The following is a 24053-nucleotide window of genomic DNA, read 5'->3' as shown; positions in this document are numbered from 1 at the left end:
TCTATTTGGATGAAACCATTTTTTCGCTGGCAATAATATGCAAATCAATATTTTTGAGCAAGCGGACTAATTTTTGCGTCAAAGAGCCTTTGAGGAGCATTTGCCAGCGCGATCGCTGACTTTCTCCGATTACAATTTGGGTAATCCGATATTTCTCGGCGACTTGGGCGATCGCATCGGCGATGTTACTGTTGGTAACACGAAGAAAAATACCTTCAAATTCTTTACAAAGTTTCTCACAAGTGTGGATGTGTAAACTTTCCTCCTTGGTGAGAAAGCGTTCTGGATCAGCTACGAACAAGGTATAAAGCGGTGCGTTCATGTAGTTAGCCAGCCTCGCACCTCGACGTAACAATTGCACTGAGTTGGGATAGGTGGAAACACATACCAAAACCCGCTCGTGAATATTGCAAAATTGTCCGTTGGGAGTAGAGGCGATGGCATTTTCTTCTACGTTGTCTGCAACTTCCCGCAAAGCCAATTCCCGCAAAGCAATCAAGTTACGGCGTTGGAAAAAATTATCGAGGGATTGTTGGATTTTTGGCGGTGCGTAAATCTTCCCTTCTAATAGCCGTTCTTGTAGTGTTTCTGGTGTAACATCCACTACCACTATTTCATCTGCTTCATCCATAATCCTGTCAGGAACGCGCTCGCGGACTACCACACCTGTAATTCTGGCTACTAGGTCGTTGAGACTTTCCAGATGTTGGACATTCATCGTCGAGTAGACATCAATCCCGGCTGTTAAAACTACTTCTACATCTTCGTAGCGCTTTTCGCGTGGAGAACCAGGAACATTGGTATGGGCCAGTTCATCGATTAAGACTAATTGGGGCGATCGCTTTAAGATAGCATCTGTATCCATATCCGTCAGCGTCAACTCACCGCGAGGATATCGCTTACGGGGTATAATTTCCAGTCCCTCTGCCTTTTGGGCTGTCTCCTTGCGTGCGTGGGTTTCCAAAAGCCCAACGACAACATCAATTCCTTCCTGTTTGAATGCGTGTCCTTCTTCCAGCATCCGGTAGGTTTTGCCTACTCCAGGAGCCATACCAATAAAGATTTTATGCTTACCCCGTCGTCGTGCTGGATAAAGCGAGTAACTTGCAGAATTTAAAGGCGCATTCCCAGCCGAACCAATATTAATATTATCTGACATTTATACCACTCATATAGCATGGGAAAACCATTATTGCCAATGCCCCATGCCCATTTACTGATTTTACTGACGAATAATATCTTGAAAGTCAAGAGCATAATTCAATCGGAAAACATTGACTCCCGGTTCGCCAAAAATCCCTAAAAATCTGCCATCAGTATACTTATTAATTAAACGTAGGATCTCATCTTCTTTTACTCCCCGCGCACCAGCAACCCGCGTCAATTGCTGCCGTGCTGCTTTCAAGGAAATATGCGGGTCTAAACCAGAGCCAGAGGTATAAATTATATCAGCTATCGGTTGAAGATTTTCCTCTCGCAATTTATCTGCCTCTTCTAAAATCCGCTTTAGTAGTTCTGGATTGCTTGGTGCAAGATTGCTAGCTCCGGATATACCAGTTGGCTTGGCTTTTTTCCCTTGGCTATATCTAACAGTACTAGGACGAGAATGGAAATATCGCTCAGATGTGAACACTTGACCAATCAAAGTCGAACCAATTGGTTCATCATTTTGATACTTGATGCTGCCATTAGCTTGGTAAGGGAAAAAAGCTTGACCCACTACAAGGATTATCAGAGGATAGATGATTCCAGTTAACAACCAAAGCATCAGAGTTATGAAAATTGCTCTGATAGTTTCTCGAATAATAGCCATAAAAAGTTTTCCAATTGTGCCTAGAATTTAATTTTTAATTTTTAATTCTTTTGCCCACCTAGCAGAAAATTACAAGATAGCTGGTAGCAACAGCATAAACAACTGGGGCAGTTACCACATTCAAGCACAGCAGGATAAAAATAGCGAGTGGTAGATGTTGTTTATGCCATTGCGACTAAACAAAGGATATCGCCAAAGCAGCGCTGAGTGAAAACGATGTTTATTCATATTCTTCTTGATTCTCCTTGTCAACAGGTAAAAGTAAAAATGTTTATTATTTTACTTTGGTCAAGATGCGCTCGTTTCTCAGCATCTCTACTTTTGCTATCCTTAAGCCAAGCCCACAAATGTAACCAGTACATCGATCAATTTAATGGCAATAAACGGTGCAATCACCCCACCTAAGCCGTAAATTAAGATATTACGTTGGAGTAACTGATTAGCTCTTAGCGGTCTAAACCGGACACCCTTTAATGCTAGAGGAATCAAAGCGGGAATAATCAAAGCATTATAAATCAGTGCTGAGAGTACAGCAGATTTAGGGCTAGTCAAATTCATAATATTCAGGCTTTGCAAGTTAGCAGCGACAAATATCACTGGGATAATTGCAAAGTATTTAGCAATATCATTAGCAATAGAAAATGTCGTTAATGCTCCGCGAGTAATCAACAATTGTTTACCAATACCAATGATATCGAGCAGCTTTGTGGGATCGGAATCCAAATCGACCATGTTGGCGGCTTCTTTTGCAGCTTGCGTTCCTGTATTCATTGCCACACCGACGTTAGCTTGGGCTAATGCTGGAGCATCGTTAGTTCCATCTCCTGTCATTGCGACCAGTTTACCTGCTGCTTGTTCCTGTTTAATGATACTGATTTTATCTTCTGGTGTGGCTTCGGCAATGAAGTCATCTACCCCGGCTTCTTTGGCAATGACAGAAGCGGTAATTCGATTGTCTCCAGTTAGCATGATGGTTCGCACTCCCATCCGTCGCAATTGCTCAAAGCGATCGCGGATACCGGGTTTAACTATATCTTTGAGATAAATAATTCCATAGATTTCGTTATCTAGGCTGACTGCTAGGGGTGTACCTCCCAGGCGAGAAACTCGTTCGTAGGTAGCATCCAATTCTGGTACATCGCGTCCGTTGCGGGAACGGACAAATCCTTTAATAGCTTCTACTGCTCCCTTTCTGGCCTCATACCCACCAGGTAAATTCGTGCCACTCATCCGGGTTTTAGCAGAAAAACTGACTCCTTCTGCCTGACTGGAGTCAAAATCAAACCGCGCGCCCAATTTTTCTGCCAATCGGACAATAGATTTACCTTCTGGCGTATTGTCAAAGACACTAGCTGCCCAGGCAACATTAATAATTTCTGACATTGAATGACCGTTGAGAGGAATAAACTCTTCCGCCAGACGGTTGCCGAGGGTAATTGTACCTGTCTTGTCAAGAAGTAAAGTGTTGACATCACCACAGGCTTCCACTGCTCGTCCTGATGTGGCAATAACGTTAAATTGGGCAACTCGATCCATACCAGCGATACCAATGGTACTTAGTAAGCCGCCAATAGTGGTAGGAATTAACGCTACTAATAGGGCAATTAAAATTGGGATGCTGACTGGACTGTTGACATAGTAAGCAAGTGCAGGCAAGGTTACTACAACTAGCAAAAACACTAAGCTAAGAACTGCTAACAATACCGTAAGGGCAATTTCATTGGGTGTTTTGCTGCGTTCTGCCCCTTCTACCAAGGCAATCATTCGGTCAATAAAGCCTTTGCCTGGGTCAGTCGTGATCCGGATAATTAGTTCATCTGAGATAATCCGCGTCCCACCAGTGACGGAACTACCAACATCGGAGCCTGATTCTTTTAATACTGGTGCAGATTCCCCAGTAATTGCTGATTCATCCACTGAGGCAACACCCATGATTACTTCGCCATCGGCGGGGATGATATCACCAGCAATGACGTAGATGGTATCGCCCTGTTTGAGACTGGTGGATGAAACTTCACTAATTGTGCCATCAGCAGCAAGTTTTTTAGCGATCGCCTCTAACTTTGTTAACCGCAAGGCATCAGCTTGGGCTTTACCCCGTCCTTCTGCTACTGCTTCGGCAAAATTGGCAAACCAAACTGTAAAGAATAAAATCCCCGACAATAAGGCGTTGAAAACTTGCGGGTTCTTTTGCAGGGCAGGCCCAAATAGGTTGGGATCGATGGTTAGCAATAGGATGATGATTGTCCCTACCCAAACTACAAAGATTACTGGATTTTTGATTGCATACTTGGGGTTGAGCTTGACAAAAGCATCTTTAATTGCTCTTAAGTACAGCCACTTATTATTTGCCCTGGTTTTTTTACGTTTTTGGCGGCGATCGCCAGAACGAGAACTTGGGCGTCTAGCTTTGAAGTTAGTTGCCACTTGATTCATAAATAAAGTTAGCAGTGAGAAGTTAGGAGTTAGGAGTTATAGGAACTTCTAATAAAAAAATATCCAACCTGTAGGATGCATTAGTAACGCATCCTACGAAACCGGATAATTTTTAAAATAACGGCAGGAGCCAGGAGTAAAGAAGTATGAATGAAAACTTTATTTCTAAGTAATTACCCAGTTAAAAAATAAGATACTGATACGAGACGTGTAGTGCAAGATATAACTGAGTGCTGTTAGCGAGGCGTTGAGCCAGTGCTGAGTATAAACCTAGTACAGGTTGGCAAAGATAAACCTACCATTCAAAACAGCCAGAAAGCCCAAAATTAAAACCTTTTGACTTTTGACTTCCGCCTTGCGGTACTAGTTGCTTCCAAGCTTTGAGCAATCAGCACTGTCCTAACATATCTGACTACAGCTATATAACTTTTCTTGCTTGAATCTCACACTTTTAAGTCTGGGTTACTCCTTTCTCCTGCCTCCTGAATTACTTTTTGATATCTTCTTAATTTCAAACTTATAACTCATAACTTTTTTAACTGCCAGATGCTAGTTTTAAACCTTCTGCTATGGGGCCTAAAGCCAGAACGGGAAAGAAAGTTAATACTCCCAAAACCAGCGTTACTCCAGCCGCGATCCCAGTAAATACCAAAGAATCAGTTCTCAGGGTAGCAGGGGTTTCTTGTACTGGTTGTTTGCGAGACATCCCGTCAGCTAGCAGCAGGATAGCAATCATCGGAATGTAGCGTCCTCCGATTAGGCTAACTAAAGTACTCAAGTTCCACCACAGGGTGTTATCTCCCAAGCCCTCTAAGCCCGAACCATTATTTGCTGCTGCTGAGGCATATTCATAAACTACTTGAGAAATACCGTGATAGCCAGAGTTGCTAATTCCAGATAGGGAGATGGGATAAGCCAAAGCGATTGCACTGGGAATCAAAACTAGAATTGGGTGAATCAACAGCACTACACTGGCGAGAACGATTTCCCGCTTTTCAATTTTGCGTCCGAAAAACTCTGGAGTACGTCCTGCCATGAGTCCAGTTAAGAAGACTGTGAGAATTAAGTAAATAAATAAGTAAGCTGTTCCAGTTCCCTGACCACCCCAGATAACCTGGATAAATAAGTTAAAGAGAGTCGAAAATATTCCTTGCGGCATTAGAGAATCGTGCATTCCGTTCACAGCACCAGACATAGTAGCAGTAGTCATCACTGCCCAAAATGCTGTTTGTGCCCAACCAAATCGAACTTCTTTCCCCTCTAAATTGGACTGTTCTAATCCAAAGGCAGTATTAACTAGGGGATTACCTTGCAGTTCTCCCACAGCTGTAACTCCCACCAGAATAACAAAAATCACAAACACCATCCAAAAAAGTAGCCAAGCTTGTTTGATGTTATTAGCAAATATACCGTAGGTATAAATTAAAGCTGCTGGTATAGAAATCATGGCGAGCATTTCTATCAAATTAGAAGCACCATTGGGATTTTCAAAGGGATGTGCTGAGTTGACGCCAAAAAATCCACCGCCGTTCTCGCCCAAAAGTTTGATCATTTCAAAGGATGCTACTGGGCCTCTGGCCAGATATTGCGTCCCACCTTCTAAGGTTTGCACATCCATAGTTCCAGCTAATGTTTGTGGTACACCTGCTACCAGCAAAGCGATCGCTCCAATAATCGAAATTGGCAGCAATATTCGCGTAATTCCACGGACGAGATCGACGTAAAAATTTCCTAGTCTTCTACCCGTCAACCCACGAATAAAAGCAATTCCCACAGCTAATCCAGTGGCTGCCGAGGTAAACATCAAAAAGCCTAAAGCCGCTATTTGGCTAAAATAGCTTAAGGTTGTCTCACCATCATAGTGTTGTTGGTCGGTATTTGTTACAAATGAAATCGTTGTATGTAGCAATACATCCCAACTGATAGCACCGAAGCCGTTTGGATTCCAGGGTAAGAGTCTCTGAAAATATATCAGAAAATACACTGTAATAGCCATAATCGTGTTGCAAAAGATTATGGCCCGGATATACTGCCAACCCGTCATGTCATCTTTTCTGCGAACACCCGCAAGTACGAACATACTTCGCTCTATAGGGTTCATTAAAAAATCAAGCAGTGTTTTTTCTCCCAAAAAAACAGACGCTATGTATCTTCCGAATAGTGGAGTGATTGCTATGACAATACACAGCGTTAAGCCAATTTGCAAAAAACCTTGTCCCATATATTTTGTGCTAAATTAAATTTCAGTAGTAGCAAGCCAATTCTTAAAAATAATAGATTAACTGTAAGAGTATTTGATTTCAAGGGATTTAGTAATATCTCATATCACCGCCATTTTTAAATCTGGATTTGCTCTTTTCAGTTATTACTATTTTCCAGATACTTATTAAAGTTATTGTTAAAAATATTTAATTTTTAATTTTAATTCATCTATCTCACTAGTTAGGATTATTTGTTTATACAATACATTTTCAAAGTTTGCTACTTTCAAAGAATATAAATATCGAAGAGAATTTTATTCAATCATACAAAAAATCTAGTATAAAATTACACTATTGCTGATACTTAACTCTATCCATAACTGAGGTGAGAAAAGAATTCTATTGCATATTGAACATTTTTGCTAAAAATCATTAAACATGACATGAGGGCCTAAGACACGGCTATTTTATCAATAATTACGAATTGGTACTACTTCTTTGTAGTTGAGCGATCGCTTGTTTCATAGCAGTCACAATAGCCCCTTCTGGAAGACTATCAATAATTTGCTGACTTTGCAAAACTAAAAGCTGCTTAAAAACTGAATCTTTTTCGGCTTCATTCAAAAGCAATTGTTTAATCAGTTCCGCCTGAGCGCTTGCTGTAGTGGCAACGCTTTGCCCTTGAAGTCGAGCTAAAAAATGCTGCACAATATTCGAGACTTGTACTGGTTCAGAACCATTGACAACAATACTACGAACTTGCTCTGCGGCTTCATTATATTCAATTTGCCCAGAGCCAGTTAAGTTAGTAATCGTACTCCCATTAATAACAAAACTGTTACCAAATGGACGTTTACTAAATTCTTTAATAGTTTCTGCTTGGGTGCTGGCAATTCCTAGTAAACTATTGATTTGCTGTTCTTTAGTAGAGAGTCGTTGCTTTAACTCTTCGTAGGAATCATTGAGTCGTTTCTCCACCTCTGCATAAGAAATATTTTCATTGTGAGTTACCTTAGCAATCCAAAGATCACCTTTTTTCTCAATTCCTTTGAGTTCTAGCCCTAAACTTTCATCTTCTAACTCAAGTTTTTGTAAACTGAAAGCGAAAGCACGCCAATTCACACCTTCTTTGAACACTAATTCAACGATATTCCCGACTTCTTGATATAGGGATTCAAATTCTCTTGGTTCAAAGTTGCGGTCTAATGGATGGCGATCAATTGGTTCACCTTTTTCATCTAATTTGCGGTAGATATAATCACACTCAACGTTAGTAAAACAAGTTTGGCTGTTGACGTTCCAATTTTGAATACAAATTCCTGTTAAATTAGCATTTGTAAAGTCAACATCAATCACTTGGGCATTAGCCAGAATGCTACCACGCAGGTCTGCACTTTGCAAGTCAGATCCAGTTAAATCTGCATCTATAAACTTCATGTGTCGCAAGTCTGCCTCTTTTAGATAAGCACCACGTAAGTTCAAATTACTAAAGTCTGGATCTTCAGAACAAGCGTGAGTTAGGAGTTTTTGCACTTTGGGTATTTCTAAATCTAAATATCGACTATCGACTTTGGCACGTTCCAGTCCGGTAACACCTTGGAAACAGGTACGGTAAAGTTTTCTCGCTCGTAAGTCTGTGTTGGCTAACTTGGCATTCCTAAAGTTAACTCCACTAAGGTCTAGGTCATGAAAAGATGTACCACCCCAAGATCCAAGGGTAAGTACCCACGACCTTAGCAACCCAGGATAATTCCAAGGTGTACCGCACAATTGGTTCGATAACCAGCCGCATAGCCCCAAGATTAGACCATAGACAGCGCCACTAACAATAATCACCGTCTTTATTTGAGTGGATGTTTGCAAAACTTCCCTAAATGCTGAGTCACTTGTTTTAAGTTCACCAGAAATTGCAAAAAACGATCCAAAAACTGTTAATAGAGTTATAGAGCTAATCTCAAGAATTTTTATAAATTTACAGTAAGTAAATAAAATATCTGTCAGTGCCAGAATGAAGCGAATAGTAAAGAAGCAAGTACTAGTGATAGGCAAAAGGAATAATATAACCACTATAGTCGTTTCTAAAAATCCAGAAGAGAGTTTTATCAGACTTATACTATTTAGAAAATTAAAGATTATTAGTATTATGCAAAAGCTAAAAACTATTGTGAGTAAACTTTTAATTGTATTTTGATAAAGTGCAACTTTTATTGGAGAAATTATAACTAATAATCCAGCTAAAAAAGCCCAACTAACCTTAAAACTTCCGGCGATGATGTTTAAGCTAGTGAAACATCCCACAAATCCTGCAAACATACCTGTCATGAGACAAAGCAGTGCAATTAGCAGTATTAATACCATCTGGAAAAAAACTGTCTGACCTGCAATTACCTCTTGTAAGTCTAATTGTAAAAATTCTGGGACAAAATATTGACCTCGTATCAGTTTTGCTTGATCAAGTTGCTGCCGCTTAATTTGCATTTCTAATAGTTTTTTAGCTAATAAATATTGACTAGTTTATAAGAATTATTAACTTTAACAAGAGAAAAACATGACTCCCAAGCTGCAAGTTACTATAATCATAGAGATTTGAGCGATGCCTATCAGTAAACTTTTGCTCGCTACACTCATAATCTTCATCATGAAAAACTTTCAATTTGTAAAAATTACTTAAAAATTAGGTAATTTTTTACTTTGCTAGGAGTAACCTATAATAGCTAATATTATATTATTTTAAAATATTATAAACTAAATAAATTAAGGAATTTATAAAGTATGTTTTCTAAACCTTATCAAAAATTAAAAGAATATTGGCTAAAACATGGCGATTTTCCAAAAATATTTAATTTTAAAGTATCAGACATTGGGACTCTAAGTAGTTCTAATCCTCCCGATTCTGAAAATATAGATAAGATTATTCTCCTTAGTAGAGAAAGGTTATTATCAGAACAACACTCTTTAGTTAGTGTCGTAATTGATAAGGCAGATTTTCTACCAATATCTCTTCTACAAACCGGAGCTAAACAAAGTATAGCAGTATGCCGAATTGCCAGGTATTTTTCTCTTAAGGAATTAAAAAAAATTATCACAGAAGTTCAAGAAGAAGTTATTAAGAGCGGTAATATTAGCAATTTTAATTCTCCAGCCAAAGTAAAAGAAATATTCTCAATTCCTGACCACGTTGCCAATGAAATTAATAAAAGTTTTGAGAATAGTTCTCAACCATTAGAATTGCTGGAAAATATTTCTGAAGCTGTGCTGGCAAAAATAAATCCAATTCCAATTGGTACAGGTTTTTTGGTTGGTGGTACACATTTACTAACTAATAATCATGTTATTCCCGATCAAAAAACTGCTGAACAGTGTGTTGCACAGTTTAACTATATTAGAGACGATCAAGGTCGCATTCAATCTTCGATAGATTATAGTTTGAAACCAAAAATACTGTTTGTTACCGATCCCAGTTTAGACTATACACTTGTGCAATTGCAATCTGGTATGTTTACGCGACAAGCCGGATTTAGCTTTAATTGGATTCAAGTAATCGAAGATGATGAAAATATTGCTCCTGGAGGTGTACCTTATCTTAAAATCAATGGAGATATGAATAAGTTAGTTCAAGATAGAATAACAGAGCTAGAGTTAGCAGGCTACACCATTAAAATAGACAAAATAGCTGATTATTCAACTCTTGTGATTTGGCGTTCTCAGGAAAATTCTGAAAATATTAAAGCGACTAAAGAGGAATTAGATAAATTAAAAAATAGTTTAGAAAAGTTAGATTTAAAAAATTGTGAATTAAATTATACTAGAGGTGATTCAGTAATTATTGTTCAGCATCCTAAAGGTAAACCAAAACAGATGGCTAGCAATAACGTGATTTATAATGGTCTTTATAAAAATTTTTTGAGGTATGAAACTGATTCAGATTACGGTTCTTCTGGTAGTCCTGTATTTAATGCACGGTGGGAGTTAGTAGGACTCCACCATGCAGCGATCCCGGCTGAACCACAAAACAACTATAACCAAGAAAACCTAAGATTTACTTCCCAACAAGGGATCAGAATATGCAGAATAATCGAAGATTTAAAGAAAAAAAGTTTTAGTAATTCTAAATTAGCCAGCTTTATTGAAGATTTTGTAGTAACCTCTGAACAATTGAATTATCCACCTTTACCATCTGCACTTGAGTTTGATGGAGAAAGTAGTGATGTTGATTTAGGTGATCTTAATTTAAGCATCGCTGAAGGAATAACATTTGAGGCATGGATCAATCGTAATTCCATGTCTGGTGACGGAACAATATTCAGCCAGGGTTCAGATTTTTCTGTTTCTTGGCGGGTAGGAAAAATTTGGGTCAATGTGCCGGAAAGCCAAGTTTATACTATAAAAGCTGTTTTAATTGACAATTGTTGGCATCATGTTGCACTTATATTAGAACAAGAAAAAGTTAAAGACAATCAGCAGTCTCCTGTTCGATTTACGCTAAAGATATATCTTGATGGAGAGGAAGAACCACTTAGCAGCACATCAATTCACCTTTCTACCATGAATGATAACTTACATCTTGGTTCGGGAAAAGCTGATTATTTTACTGGTTTCATGGCTGAATTTCGGATATGGGGAGTAGTTCGCAATCAGAAGCAAATCCAGGATAATATGTATCGGCGTTTGAGTAAATATGATCAAACAGAGTTGAGGGGTTACTGGCGTTTTGAAGAAGATAAAAGTTATAAAGTATACAATCTTTTGAAAGCTACTAAAAATGAAGAAGACAACTCAAATGATTTTAAAAAAGACAGATTGGGATATGGGTTGCAGTTAAATGGTAAAAGTGATTTCATCGATTGTGGTAAAGATGAAAAATTTAAGATTGAAGATGCAATTACCATTGAAGCATGGGTTAAAAAAAGCGATTTAAACAATGGGATTATTGTTAACCAAGGTGGTAGTTGGGATAAACATGGGTATTGCCTATGGATTAACGATAAGAAAATCCGTGTAGAGCTACAAAATAAGAATCATATTTTGGTTGACACTCAAAAAGTCTTTGTTCAACCTGAAGAAAATACTAAAACTTCAAACTTGAAGTTAGACAATTGGTATCATATTGCATGTACGTGGTCTAGAAACTCAACAGAAAATATTGAAATATATGTTGATGGAATAAAACAAGACACTACTCTAATTTCAGGAGACCTAGCAAAGAAGCTTTCTGATGAGCCTATTGAAGAATTCCAGGTAAACTTAAATATTGGTCGCGCTGAGGGCTATGGATTTCATTTCAATGGTGCTATTGCAGAAGTCCGTGTCTGGAAAATAGCCCGTACAAAAAATGATATTGAAAATTTTATGTATAAAAAATTACAAGAAGATGAGCAAGGATTAGTTGGTTACTGGCGACTTGACGAAAACGAGGAATATACTGCCAAAAATCTTGCACGCAACGATAGTTATAGTGATGGGGTAGTTCGTGGGGGAAAATGGTTGAAGCCCTATTACGACCTCGCTACTAATCAAGGTAAATATGGTGTAGTATATAGAACAAATAGGCTAAGAGCTTCTCAGTATCCCGGTTTACCTTTACCATTTGGGTTGAAATTTAACGAGAGTAGCGCTCATGTCGATTGTGGCTCTGGTGATGAATTGAATACTCCGAAAGCAATTACTGTTGAAGCATGGGTGAAACACAAATTTGGCAATTGTCTAATTTTGAGTCGGGGTGGCAATGTCAACGAAGATTCTGGCAATGTAGAGAAGGGCTACTCTTTATCCTGGCATAATGGAAAAATTCGCGTTGCTCTGCACGACGTTTCAGAAAAAACTATTGTTTATTCCAAAGAGAATGCCCCTGTTGATCGCGTATGGCATCATATCGCATTTACCTGGGACAATATATCACAAGAAATTGCAATATATGTTGATGGCATACGCCAAGATAGCATAGTTGAAGGCAAATCTAATGCCATTGTTTTTGAAGGGCAAAACAAAATTATAGGATTGTTTGCAGGTTCAATTGATAATTCTCTAGCGAATTTATTCATTGGTAAAAAGCAAGATGAAGAAACTGAATATTATGATGTAGCGATCGCTGATGTCAGACTCTGGAAAGTAACCCGTACTCAAGATGAGATTAAAGCAAATATGTCTCGACGTTTGGAGGGTGATGAGGAAGGCTTAGTTGGTTACTGGCGACTCGACGATGGCGGCAAGAACAACCAAGAGGTATGTAACCTCGTACCCAACAGCAAGCCTGGTAAGATTCATGGCGCAACTTGGTTTCCTGAACCACCCAAACTGACTGAGGACACAAATACAAACACCAACCAAGAAAATACTAGTGAGGAAGAAGTTGCAGGATCAAGTCCCTCAATAACTCAGTGATCTCAGATCAAATCCACATTGCTCAGGTTGATTTGTTTTTTAAAACTGGCGTTAAATGTTCTGGAATTCCTGCCATGTGGATATTATTACAGCCTAACTTGTAAGCAAACTCAATAGATTCTCCCGCACCTAAAGCATCATAAAAACCTACAGCAAATTCAATTGCCGCTTTGTCACCAATAGCTTGACTCATGCCAATTACATAAGGGATGTGGCGCACAATTGCCTCTGTTTGCACCTTTGAATAGCAGGCATTCAGTACAACGCATTCCAAACACTCTGAGAACAATTCAAACAACCCCGCCAAAGCTTCTGTATTTACCAACTTACTTGTTCCAGTTTCATCCTCTAGTAACAAGCCTTCCTCTCCTCCCCCATGTCCAGAAAAATGAACAATCTGAGGTTTGAAGTCTAGCAAAGCACGCTGGATATCTCTAGTCCGCACAGCCCATCTCTGCTGTAGTACAAATTGATCCCGCCGTTTAGCCCTTTGTAACCCAGCCTCAATTTCTCGCATTTCCTCATCTAGGCGTAGTCTATATGTATCTTTGGGATTGGCTGCTAAAAATAAGATAGTTTTTGCCGTCGATGCCTGACTTGCAGCCGGAGAATTTTGGGTTTGTGCCCCCTGAATTTCCTTGTTGTAATGAATTGAACCAGAACCAGTCAGGTTGGTAATTGAACTGTCTGAAATGTTGAAGATATTCTGTGCCGAAGGTGAATCTGACTGAGACATAAGAAATCACTACTCTCCATACTTAAAGAAACTATTAGGCATAAATGACTATCTTAAATCGATTATTGACTATGAAAGAGGCTATAAATGAGCGGGGAAAGACCTATGGGCTAATAGCGATCGCCTTTGCGATCGTAATCATACTGGAATATTTGACACCTCCTGAATACGTATTTGGCTATCTCTACACAGGGACGATTTTGTTAGCAGATTCTCGATTGAATCGGGGAGCAGTTTTGGGGATCACTCTTGCAGCAACAGGATTAACATTGTTGAATTTGTTTGTCCCCGGAGGAGAAATGATTAATTCTCCAACGTTGGCAAATAGGTTGATTGCAGTATTAGCGTTGTTAGTAACAGGTTGGTTAAGCGATCGCAACCACCGCAATGAAGAAGCGATCGCTTATACTCAAGCACAATTACGCTCCCAAGAACAACTAGCTATCATGCGTGAAGATTTTGTTTCTACCCTAACGCATGATTTAAAAACACCCCTATTAGGAGCAATTGAAACGCTGAAATATTTTCAAAATGAGCAATTTGGTGAAATCACGCCCATGCAGGCAAAAGTATTACAAACAATGGCTCGTAGTCATGGCAGTACACTGCAACTAGTCCAAACACTTTTAGATGTGTACCGCAATGATGCCGAAGGACTGAAACTACAGATATCACCAGTTAACTTGGTGATAGTAGCGGAGGAGATCGTTGCAACCCTGACTGAACTAGCGAAAACACGTCAGGTTTATATTTCTCTGCACTATGGTGAATCAGATTTTCGCAGCTTTCTCTGGGTAAATGGCGATTCTTTGCAACTTGGGCGAGTTTTCAGCAATCTCCTAAGTAATGGCATTAACCATACCCCTCGTGGCGGTAAAGTGGAAGTAGTATTTGAAGGTTATTCTAGCGATCAAGTGGTAAAAATACTCGACACTGGTTCCGGCATTACCGAAAAAGAGTTACCTCACTTATTTGAGAGATTTTATCAAGGAAATAGTGATCGCCACGTCTCTGGCTCTGGGCTAGGACTTTATTTGACTAGGCAAATTATTACTGCTCATGGGGGTACAATTTGGGCAGAGAATCGCTCACCACGCGGCGCAGTGTTTGGTTTCCGACTCCCAGCTTGTCCGCCACCAGGGAGTTGAAGGAGCAGAGGAGCAGAAGAGCAGGGGAAGCAGGAGAGAATAATAATTTCTGACAAATGACAAATGACAAATGACCAATGACAAAAATCTTACTAGTTGAAGATGATGAATTGTTTCGGCTTGGTCTGCGGATGCGGTTGCAACAAGAAACCAGTTTGGAGATTGTCGCAGAAGCAGAAGATGGGGAACAAGCTGTAGAATTAGTAAATCACTATCCTCTGGATTTGGTGTTGCTGGATATAGGTTTACCGGGAATTGGCGGAATTGAGGCTTGTCGCCAAATCAAGCAGAAGCACCCAAATTTACCAATTCTCGTTTTAACGTCTCGTTCTGAAAAACCCCTGATTTCGCGGTTAATTGCTGCCGGGGCGCAAGGTTACTGCCTTAAAGGTATTCCGGCTGAGTCTTTGATATTGGCAGTGCGATCGGTTGCTGCGGGCGCTTCTTGGTGGGATCAAACGGCAACAACTGAAATTAGAGCCGCTTTTGAGGGCAATTCGATGGCGGTGCAGTCTGCAAAAACTGAGGAATCTTTAGAAAATCCTTTAACGAAGCGGGAGCAAGAAATTTTGGCACTGGTAGCAGCTGGCAAAAGCAATCAAGAAATTGCTAAAATTCTCTACATTGCCCCTGGTACAGTGCGGGTTCATGTCCATGCTATTTTACAGAAACTAGAAGTACGCGATCGCACTCAAGCCGCAGTCTTAGCTATCCAAAAAGGATTGGTAGCACCAGAATTGTTGATTAATTAGATTGATTGGTCATTTGTCATTGGTCATTGGTCATTGGTCATTTGTCAGGAATTATTATTCTTTCCTGCTTCCCCTACTCCCCCTGCTTCCCCTGCTTCTCTGCTCTCCATCTCCCTAATCCCCAGTCCCTAATCCTTTTTCCGATTTTGAAAATTGCGATGAGATATCAGGTTGCTCTACGGGAATTTCGATCACAAACTCTGCTCCTTTGCCAGCAGCTGAGGTACAACTAATATTTCCTCGGTGTTTTTGGACAATAATCTGATAGCTAATAGATAATCCTAACCCACTACCTTTGCCTACAGGTTTCGTGGTAAAAAATGGGTCAAATAAACGCGATCGCAACGACTCTTCAATACCAATACCATTATCAGCGATCGCAATTTTGACTAGATTCAAGTCTGTCACCTCTGTATGAATCCGAATTTGAGGAGTAGGGAGTAGGGAGTAGGGAGTAGAAGATTGATTCCCCATTCTCTCTTCTGGAAATTGATTCTTCACTCTCTCTTCTATTGCATCAATAGCATTATTCAACAGATGCATAAATACTTGATTTAGTTCACTCGCATAACAAGTGACTAGGGGCAAGTTACCATAATCTTTCACTACAACAATTGCTGGACGGTCTGTTGCTTCTTTAAGCCGATGTTGTAACATCACCAAAGTATTTTCGATGTCTTCATGGATATTTACCCGTTTCATTTCTGCTTCATCATGCCGAGAAAAATGTTGTAGCGCCAGTACAATTTCCCGAATGCGATCGGAGCCTCTATACATTGCACCTATCAGGTTTTGTAGATCCTTAATGATAAAATTCAGGTCTAAATCTTTGGCTATTTGCTGAATTTTTGGTGTGGGTTTGGGATATTCTTGCTGATAGACCTCAATCATCTTCACTAGGTCTTCCACATATTGACCAGTATATTGGAGATTTCCATAAATAAAACTGATCGGGTTATTAATCTCATGAGCCAGCCCAGCTACTAACTGTCCCAGTGCTACCATCTTTTCATTCTGAATTTGTTGAACTTGAGATGCTTTCAAGTTGTCAAGAGCCTGTTGAAGTAAAAAGTTTTTTTCTTGCAATTTAACTTGGAGCAAGCGTAAATTAATCTGATTTTCAATTCGCAACACCACTTCTGCACCATGAAAAGGTTTTGCAATATAATCTACACCACCAACATCAAATGCCTTTACTTTATCTACAACATCATCTAGAGCGCTAATAAAAATTACTGGGACTTCACTAGTTTTATTGTCAGCTTTTAGTTGTTGACAAACTTGGTAGCCATCCATACCTGGCATATTTATATCTAGCAAAATCACATCGGGCAAAACCATTTGACATGCAGTCAGTGCCATTTTACCGTTTAAGGCTTTGCGAACTTCAAAACCTTGTGCAGTCAGCATCGCCGATAAAAGCCGCAAATTATCTGGGGTATCATCGACCACCAAAATATTTTTTTTCTGATGGTTAGTTTGATTCAAATGCATTATTGCTCAAAAGTTATGCGTATAATTATTGAGGATAGTAAATTCTTCTTTAAAATCACCCTAAAATTTATTGACCGATTTTACCGAAATACTCATATTTATAGTTTAACTCTCACATGGCTGGAGAGTTTTGCAGATTATCAAAGCTATTGGCCAGTTATCACCTTTGGTTACCTGATGAATTGCTGTAAGGATTATAGTAGATAGCACTCACAGATTATCTAGCTGAAGATCAACAATGAAATTTTTCCGAGGTGCTACTTAATAGCTACCATTGAGGTGCTGAGATGAGCAACTCAAGAGCCAATTGTTGTTCTATAGGTTTAGAAAATAGATATCCTTGAGCAAAATTACAGTTTAAACTTCTCAATTGGGCTAACTGTTCTTGTGTTTCGACACCTTCAGCGATCGCACTCATCCCCATTGAATTGGCAATGCCAATCATTGCTGGTACTAACCCCATATTCTCTTTGTTCTCCTGCATCCGTTTGACGAAGGATTTATCAATTTTGAGTGCATTTAAAGGAAAGCTGTGCAGGTAACTTAAAGAGGAAAATCCTGTACCAAAGTCATCCATAATCAACTTGATTTTTCGCTGCTTTAGTTGTTGAAGAATTATTTTTATTGCATCTGTATTTTCCATAATTACACTTTCGGTAATTTCTAATTCTAAATATGCCGGATTTATTTTATTTTCATAAATTATTCGGTCAATTTGTTCTACCAAATTCGGCTGTAAAAATAACCTTGCACTCAAATTGATACTCATCGTTAGAGGTTCTGGCGTTACTGGATAATGTTGCCAGATACTTAATTGATGACAAGCTGATTGTAATACCCAAGTATTGATGGCATTAATTAAACCCGTTTCTTCGGCCACAGGAATAAATTCTATGGGAGAAACCAAACCACGAATCGGATGTTGCCAGCGCACCAAGGCTTCAAATCCAGAAATTCTGCCTGTAGCCAGAGAAATAATTGGTTGATAGTAAACGAGGAATTCTCGCCTTTCAACAGCCCTCCGCAGGTCATTTTCTAACTCTAAAAGCTGAATAGCTTCCTGATGCATCGCTGGATTAAAAACGTGATATTTAGCTCTTCCTTGAGCCTTAGCCCGATACATTGCCGTATCAGCATCCCGCAGCAAATACTCTGGGCGATCATAATCTTTATTGCCCCAACTAATACCAATACTGGCATTCATAAAAACTTCATATCTTGATAGTTGAAAAGCAAGTGATAACTGTTGCAAAATCCTTTCGGCAACTTGGATTGCTATATTGATATCTGTGATATTTTCTAAGAGAATTCCAAATTCGTCTCCGCCCAATCGTGCTAAGGTATCAACAGGTATCAGACATGCTTGTAACCGGTGAGCAATGGCGATCAGCAATTCATCTCCCACCGGATGACCCAGAGAATCATTAATAACTTTGAAGCGATCGCAGTCCAAAAAAAGCACCGCAAACTGATAACTAGATTCTTGCTTCGCCTGATTAAGAGCATTTTCTAGTCGCCTAATAAACAAAACTCGGTTTGATAATCCAGTCAGAGAATCATGCAGTGCTATATCTAGCAGTTGACTTTGCAATTGCTGGCGGGAATCGATTTCTTGCTGAAGTTTTTGGAGAGTTTTTTCTAGCTCCCCAGTCCGCTGTTTTACCCGATCTTCAAGTTCAACATTTAATTTTAATATTTCTAATCGCGCCGATCTTAATGCCAATTGATTTTGCACGCGTACTAAAACTTCTTGAAACTCAAAAGGTTTGGTGATGTAGTCTACACCACCCACTTTAAAAGCTTTAACTTTGTCAAAAACATCATCTAACGCACTAATAAAAATCACTGGAATATCGGCTGTTAGCTCCCAAGCTTTAAAGGTCTGGCAAATTTCATACCCATCTACTTCTGGCATCATGATATCGAGTAGAATCAAATCAGGTAATAATGTTTGAGTTGCTGTCAATGCCATTTGCCAGTTCAAAGCTTTACGAACGTTATACCCTTCCCTTGTCAATATGGAGGATAAAACCCGGAGGTTATCCGCCATATCATCAATGATCAAAATATCTTTTTTATTAGAGTCTAAATGCTCGTAATTCATTCTAAGTTTATTGTAGTCAATTCCATGATTTTCTCAAACTGGTAGTTATTTGCTAAATCCCTGAGAACTTGGAAAACTTGAGCATTATCTGATGGAATTTGCTTGAGTAACTCTAAAATCAGTTCATCGCTACAGCTGGCTGCGGCATAGTGAATCTGTTGGAGCCACTCAGGTGACATTTGTGATAAATGCCCCAGGAGTTCGGCAACACTGACAAAAATCTGTGTAGCTTGATCGACAACTACTGTGTTTGTGGTTTCTACTTGGTTGGTATATTTTAAACCCAGATGTTTGCTCAGTTTTTCCAATAATACTTCCTGTTTGAATGGCTTGCGAATAAAATCATCACAGCCAATGGACAAAATTTTCTGGCGTTCTTCTTCAAAGGCGCTAGCAGTTAGGGCAATAATGATTGTATTTGTATTGGAGCTATCCGGCATTGTTCTAGAGAAGTCGTAAGGGGGAGCCAAGGCTGTTGGTATCCGCGATCGCAAAGTGGACGCACCAGAAGCATCATTTTCTATAACACCAGTTGTTTCTGGTGTGGAAGACTCTTTACGTACAACTTTCAGAACCTCACCCTCGCCTGAATCGGTTAACTCTTCTGCAAGGTACTGGCTCCCCAATGGTACTGGTTGTTTAAATTTTGGGAACCTCCGCGACGTATTGGCTGTCCCATGCCGGATTTCTCTAGCTTTAATAATTCTTGTGGCTTCGTAACCGTCCATGACTGGCATTCGCATATCCATAAAAATCAAGTGTGGTTGCCAAGATTCCCAATTAGCTATCGCTTCACTACCATCTGTAGCTTCATTAACTTCAAAGCCTAGAGATGTGAGTATTTTAACTAGCAACATCCGACTTTCTTTGGAGTCGTCAACTATAAGAATACGGTATACTTTTTCACTAAGTACTAAAGCTCTAATTTGTGATTTGATTTGGTTTATCGGAATTTCTCTGGGGCAAGTTAGAGCAATCTGAATATTAAAGGCAAATGTACTACCGACACCAGGCATCGTGCTGACAGTAATATCTCCTCCCATCAGTTGCACGTATTTACGGCTAATCGCTAAACCCAGTCCCGTCCCTTGTTGGAATTTTCTGCCGATTTCGGTTTGTTCAAAAGCTTCAAACAACAAGTCAAGTTCTTGTGGGGCAATACCACAGCCAGTATCTTGTACCTCAAAAAAAAGAACAGAGGGATAAGAAAGATTTTGCTCCCCCTGCTCCCCTGCTTTCCTGCTTTCCTGCTCACCAGTCCCTAGTCTCACCCGTAGCGTCACCCTCCCTCGATCGGTAAATTTGATTGCATTTCCCAAGAGGTTGAGCAATACTTGACACAGTTTATTTTCGTCCGTTTCTATGTATTGAGGAATATCTGGCGGATATTCAAACAGTAATTCTAAATTTTTAGATGTAGCACGTAAGTGCAACATCTCTTCTAAGTTCTTCAACAAATGAATTAAGTCAAAGCTGCTGCAATTTAATGTGATTTTGCCAGCTTCGATTTTAGACATTTCTAGAATGTCATTAATTAATTTGAGTAAATGTTCGCCAGCACGATTAATTATTGCCAAGTTTTCTTGATGTTCGCTAGATAGCGAATAATCTCGACTCATAACTTGGGTAAAACCAAGAATGGCATTGAGTGGGGTACGCAGTTCGTGGCTCATGTTAGCAAGGAATTCGCTTTTGGCGAGGTTGGCAGCGGCGCTTCGCGCCGCTTCCCGAACAGCTGCTTGTTGTTCCTGTGCAGCGATTTTTTGTGATTGAATCAGTTCTTCTTGGGTGGTTTGCAGTTGCTCGATAACTTGCTGGAACTCTTCAGTACGTTTTTTTACTTGAGCCTCTAAGGTGCGATTGTATTCTGCTAATAACTTTTCTGTTTGTTTGCGTTGGGTAATATCAAAAAATGTAGCGCTCGCAAAAGCCACATTCCCTGATTCATCATAAATTGGCTTTCCTAAAACCTCAATGCGAGTAATCTTGCCACAACAGCGAATTTCCATATCATCAACTCTGGTGCTTTCCCCAAGCAATGCTCTCAAAATCGGTAAGCGATCGCTGGGGTAAAGTTGATTTGTCCCGGCAAGGTAAGCTTGATATATCTCTGACAATTCTTCGACTTTAACTTCTGCGATTGCTCCTTGACCAAGAATTTGCTGCCCAATCTGATTTGTATAATAAGGTTCACCTTCAGCATCAATGATAAATACACCTACTGGCATGGCTTCTAAAAATTGAGTTAGCTGACTCTGATTATGAGATAGTGCCTCATTTAAAATTTGCATTTGGGCATTTTTTGCTTCTAAAGCATTAAAAGATGCCTGGAGTTGCTTTGCCATAGTTTCAAATGATTTGGCTAGTTCTCCCATCTCATCGGAACGCTGAATATCTGGTGTTTCCTCCCATTCACCTTGAGCAATTTTCTTCGCCGATCTGTTTAATTGTAAAATCGGCTTAATTACCCAACGAGCAGTCAAAATCCCAATTCTTGTAGCCACTAAAAAAGCAACTATGCACAGCAAAATAGTGATGTGGGTGTTGGCATTAATTTGCTCCATAAATTCGCCTTCGGGAATCACCGCCACAATTAGCCAATCTAAACCCAGTTCGTCCTTCCAACTTTTTATCTGTACAAAATAACGCATTCCATCGGCGGTAAAACTTAGCTGTTGCTTCCCCACAACAAACTTAAGACTGCCAAAGCGTTCGATCAAAGACTGTGTTGTGAGTTTAATTAAAGGATTTTGACTATCTAATGCTGATAGACGTTTTCCTTTACCATTAACGATCGTATATGGTGGTTCGCTAGTAGAAGAAGCCACTATTAACCCAGAACGCTCTAAAATAAAAGTTTTACCCGACTCTTTAATCTTTAATTTAGCTAAAAATTTGCCGATTTGTGATAAGAGTAAATCAACACTAATCACCCCAACTAATTGGTGATTTTTATTGTAAACAGGATAGCTGGAAGATATGGATAAAACTTCTGGTTTATCTTCCCATTGATAAATTTGACTCCAAACTCGTTTGCCTATCTTGACTGGATCTGTATACCAAGCTTCTGAGCGAGGATCGTAATTTTTGACTTCCTGTAAATGGTGGCGATTTCCTTGCTTGTCTGTAGGATAAACATAGAGTTTGCCTATACCATGCTTTTCGCTAACTTCATTGATTAAGAGCTGGCCATTATCTAGACGTTCAACACCGATAAATTCACCTTTGGCATTGGCAAAGCTGTTGTAGCCAACATTAAAAACCTGCATTTGTTTCCAAAAGTAATTGCCGATAGTTTGAAAGTCCGAAAGGTTGAGCAAACCTAGCTCAATCGCATCTAAGTTGATTTGATTGATTTGCTTTGGGGTTGTTAAATAGTTATCAAGATGCTGTTCAATGCGATCGCAGATTTCATTTTCTAATTGAGTAGCAAGCTCCCTTACCGCTTTTTGGCCGTTTTGATACGAAAGATAGCCCACAAGTCCCACCGCACCACAAATTTGCAATATAAAGGGCACAATCAGAACATATCTCAGGGGCATCTTGGCATAAACTTTGCCAACTAAGCGATTAAATGATTTGACGGGCTGAAGTTTGGATAACATTGTAGTTTTATTCTTCCCCAGCATCTACTAGGTGCATTTTGCCGTGCCAGCTACATTTTATATAAGTACAATTACGGCATACATTGCTCTTTATGAAAATTTTATATTTTGTAATTTATTATACTATAAAATACTTATAATTGTTTGACTGGCTGACTTCCTCCAACGCCTAATTTTCAAACTTTGCACAGAAGTAGTCCATTATAAAAATCGCCTACGTGGGTACGCCATCGCACCTGAATTTGCTCAGTTTTATCTGGCAATATTTCAACAAATTTTCTCAGATGAACTGAAATTTAACCAATAAGCTCTAGTATGACATTCTAAAATTCAGGTCGCCATTAGCACTCAATCCTAAATTTAATTTTTAATCGCTGATGTCTTGATTTTCTGGTCTAAAACCTCTGGACTTGTACAAAAACTTATCTTGAACTATCAGTAATTTTAAACTTTTCATGCAAATACATAGTAAAAACAAAAAAAAGACCAAAAAATTTACTTTGTATTTTTCATTTTTAATAAATTTTAATTTTGTTATAGAAGTATGTCAACCTCATCGCCGATTTGTAAAGTTTTTCCGGCTGATGATGGGGGTAATTGAGTATTGAGACTCAATCTATAAAAGTGATTAAAAGGCGATGAAGCAACCCAATTTGGCAGAGTTGCTTGTCGCTGGGTTGTAAAGATTTTTTGAAAGTTTGGGTAAGCTTCCCCTAAGTAAGAATTGCGTGTTGGGACTATACAACGCTGACATGGGTTAACCCCAAAAAAGTGTACATCTCCCACTCTAAAGGAGATTAAATCACCTGGTTTGCTAAATAGCCGATCTTCCCAAAATGCTGGGACACCACCAATCTCGATGTTGGCACGCATCCGACGGCGCATTTCATCTACACTTAAACCAGGAAACCAAGAAGCTACCTCTGCCAATGTGGCCGTACTAATTACCGTTGGGCCAAGTGAGTGTGTATCGTCAGGAAAACCCATCAAAGAGTTTTGTCCCAATGTGACAGCAAACTCAAAATAATCACTCAAAGTTGCTTCTAATGCTTGCCGTTCTTCATCCAGATGAAAAATTTGTTGTAAGTTGCGATCGGGGATTTGCAACGAGATCGTTCTATTTAAGAGTGCAAATTGTGCTCTTAGTAAATGGATTTTAGCATGACGCTTACCATTGACAAATCTACCTTGTTCGTCAAAAATGGCAAACTCGCGGTCATACTGTAGTGCGCCACTGGCAAGAACTCTAGCGTTCTCAACTTCAATACCATCCAGTGATTTAACTGGATACAGTAAAATCTTAGCTAGGTAAGGCGTCATAGCAATATTTAGATTTGAGATTTGGCGAAAAATCGTAGCTTCTTCTCTTAGGGTTTGGCTTTG

At 39.4% G+C, this 24053-nt stretch carries 13 protein-coding genes; 3 read left to right on the top strand and 10 right to left on the bottom strand.

Annotated elements, in window-relative coordinates; all coding sequences use genetic code 11:
* Window position 1: 1 nt before the first annotated feature.
* The 5 genes from V7K89_RS26535 to V7K89_RS26515 all read right to left on the bottom strand — a co-directional run bounded on the left by V7K89_RS26535 (window position 2) and on the right by V7K89_RS26515 (window position 8313).
* Window positions 2-1159: a universal stress protein gene (locus V7K89_RS26535; protein ID WP_335192525.1), complete on the bottom strand. Its 1158-nt coding sequence runs from the start codon at window positions 1157-1159 to the stop codon at window positions 2-4.
* Between the two features lie 63 nt (window positions 1160-1222).
* Window positions 1223-1813: a K(+)-transporting ATPase subunit C gene (kdpC, locus tag V7K89_RS26530; protein WP_335192523.1), complete on the bottom strand. Its 591-nt coding sequence runs from the start codon at window positions 1811-1813 to the stop codon at window positions 1223-1225.
* A gap of 330 nt (window positions 1814-2143) precedes the next feature.
* Complete coding sequence (gene kdpB / locus V7K89_RS26525; RefSeq protein WP_335192521.1) at window positions 2144-4249, bottom strand: potassium-transporting ATPase subunit KdpB; 2106 nt, start codon at window positions 4247-4249, stop codon at window positions 2144-2146.
* A 535-nt stretch (window positions 4250-4784) separates the two neighbouring features.
* On the bottom strand, window positions 4785-6470 hold the full coding sequence (gene kdpA / locus V7K89_RS26520) for a potassium-transporting ATPase subunit KdpA (protein WP_335192519.1): 1686 nt from the start codon (window positions 6468-6470) through the stop codon (window positions 4785-4787).
* A 457-nt stretch (window positions 6471-6927) separates the two neighbouring features.
* Window positions 6928-8313: a pentapeptide repeat-containing protein gene (locus V7K89_RS26515; RefSeq protein WP_335192517.1), complete on the bottom strand. Its 1386-nt coding sequence runs from the start codon at window positions 8311-8313 to the stop codon at window positions 6928-6930.
* Window positions 8314-9222: 909 nt separating this feature from the next.
* Here V7K89_RS26515 and V7K89_RS26510 point away from each other — a divergent pair.
* Window positions 9223-12831, top strand: a complete 3609-nt coding sequence (locus tag V7K89_RS26510; RefSeq protein ID WP_335192515.1) for a LamG-like jellyroll fold domain-containing protein — start codon at window positions 9223-9225, stop codon at window positions 12829-12831.
* A 22-nt stretch (window positions 12832-12853) separates the two neighbouring features.
* Here the strand turns inward: V7K89_RS26510 and V7K89_RS26505 are convergent, their stop codons facing one another.
* Window positions 12854-13567 carry a CHAT domain-containing protein gene (locus V7K89_RS26505; protein ID WP_335192513.1) on the bottom strand — a complete coding sequence of 238 codons (714 nt, stop codon included), beginning with the start codon at window positions 13565-13567 and terminating at the stop codon, window positions 12854-12856.
* Window positions 13568-13638: 71 nt separating this feature from the next.
* Here V7K89_RS26505 and V7K89_RS26500 point away from each other — a divergent pair, with 71 nt between their 5' ends.
* The gene (locus V7K89_RS26500; RefSeq protein WP_335192511.1) at window positions 13639-14715 is read left to right on the top strand and encodes a sensor histidine kinase; all 1077 of its coding nucleotides are present in this window, start codon (window positions 13639-13641) and stop codon (window positions 14713-14715) included.
* Window positions 14716-14792: 77 nt separating this feature from the next.
* Window positions 14793-15467: a response regulator transcription factor gene (locus V7K89_RS26495; RefSeq protein WP_335192509.1), complete on the top strand. Its 675-nt coding sequence runs from the start codon at window positions 14793-14795 to the stop codon at window positions 15465-15467.
* A 114-nt stretch (window positions 15468-15581) separates the two neighbouring features.
* On the opposite strand, the gene V7K89_RS26490 is transcribed toward V7K89_RS26495, so the two are convergent.
* The 4 genes from V7K89_RS26490 to V7K89_RS26475 form a co-directional block, all read right to left on the bottom strand.
* On the bottom strand, window positions 15582-16961 hold the full coding sequence (locus V7K89_RS26490; RefSeq protein ID WP_335192507.1) for a hybrid sensor histidine kinase/response regulator: 1380 nt from the start codon (window positions 16959-16961) through the stop codon (window positions 15582-15584).
* Window positions 16962-17229: 268 nt separating this feature from the next.
* On the bottom strand, window positions 17230-19065 hold the full coding sequence (locus tag V7K89_RS26485) for a GGDEF/EAL domain-containing response regulator (protein WP_335192504.1): 1836 nt from the start codon (window positions 19063-19065) through the stop codon (window positions 17230-17232).
* The gene (locus tag V7K89_RS26480; protein ID WP_335192502.1) at window positions 19062-22670 is read right to left on the bottom strand and encodes an ATP-binding protein; all 3609 of its coding nucleotides are present in this window, start codon (window positions 22668-22670) and stop codon (window positions 19062-19064) included. Before V7K89_RS26480 ends, V7K89_RS26485 begins: the two co-directional genes overlap by 4 nt.
* A gap of 534 nt (window positions 22671-23204) precedes the next feature.
* Window positions 23205-23990, bottom strand: a complete 786-nt coding sequence (locus tag V7K89_RS26475) for an MOSC domain-containing protein (RefSeq protein ID WP_335192500.1) — start codon at window positions 23988-23990, stop codon at window positions 23205-23207.
* Between the last annotated feature and the right edge of the window lie 63 nt (window positions 23991-24053).

Source organism: Nostoc sp., assembly GCF_036917515.1.
In the GTDB taxonomy this organism is placed as follows: domain Bacteria; phylum Cyanobacteriota; class Cyanobacteriia; order Cyanobacteriales; family Nostocaceae; genus Nostoc.
The sequence above is the reverse complement of the archived record's forward strand: the minus strand, read 5'-3'. Positions and strand labels throughout refer to the sequence as shown.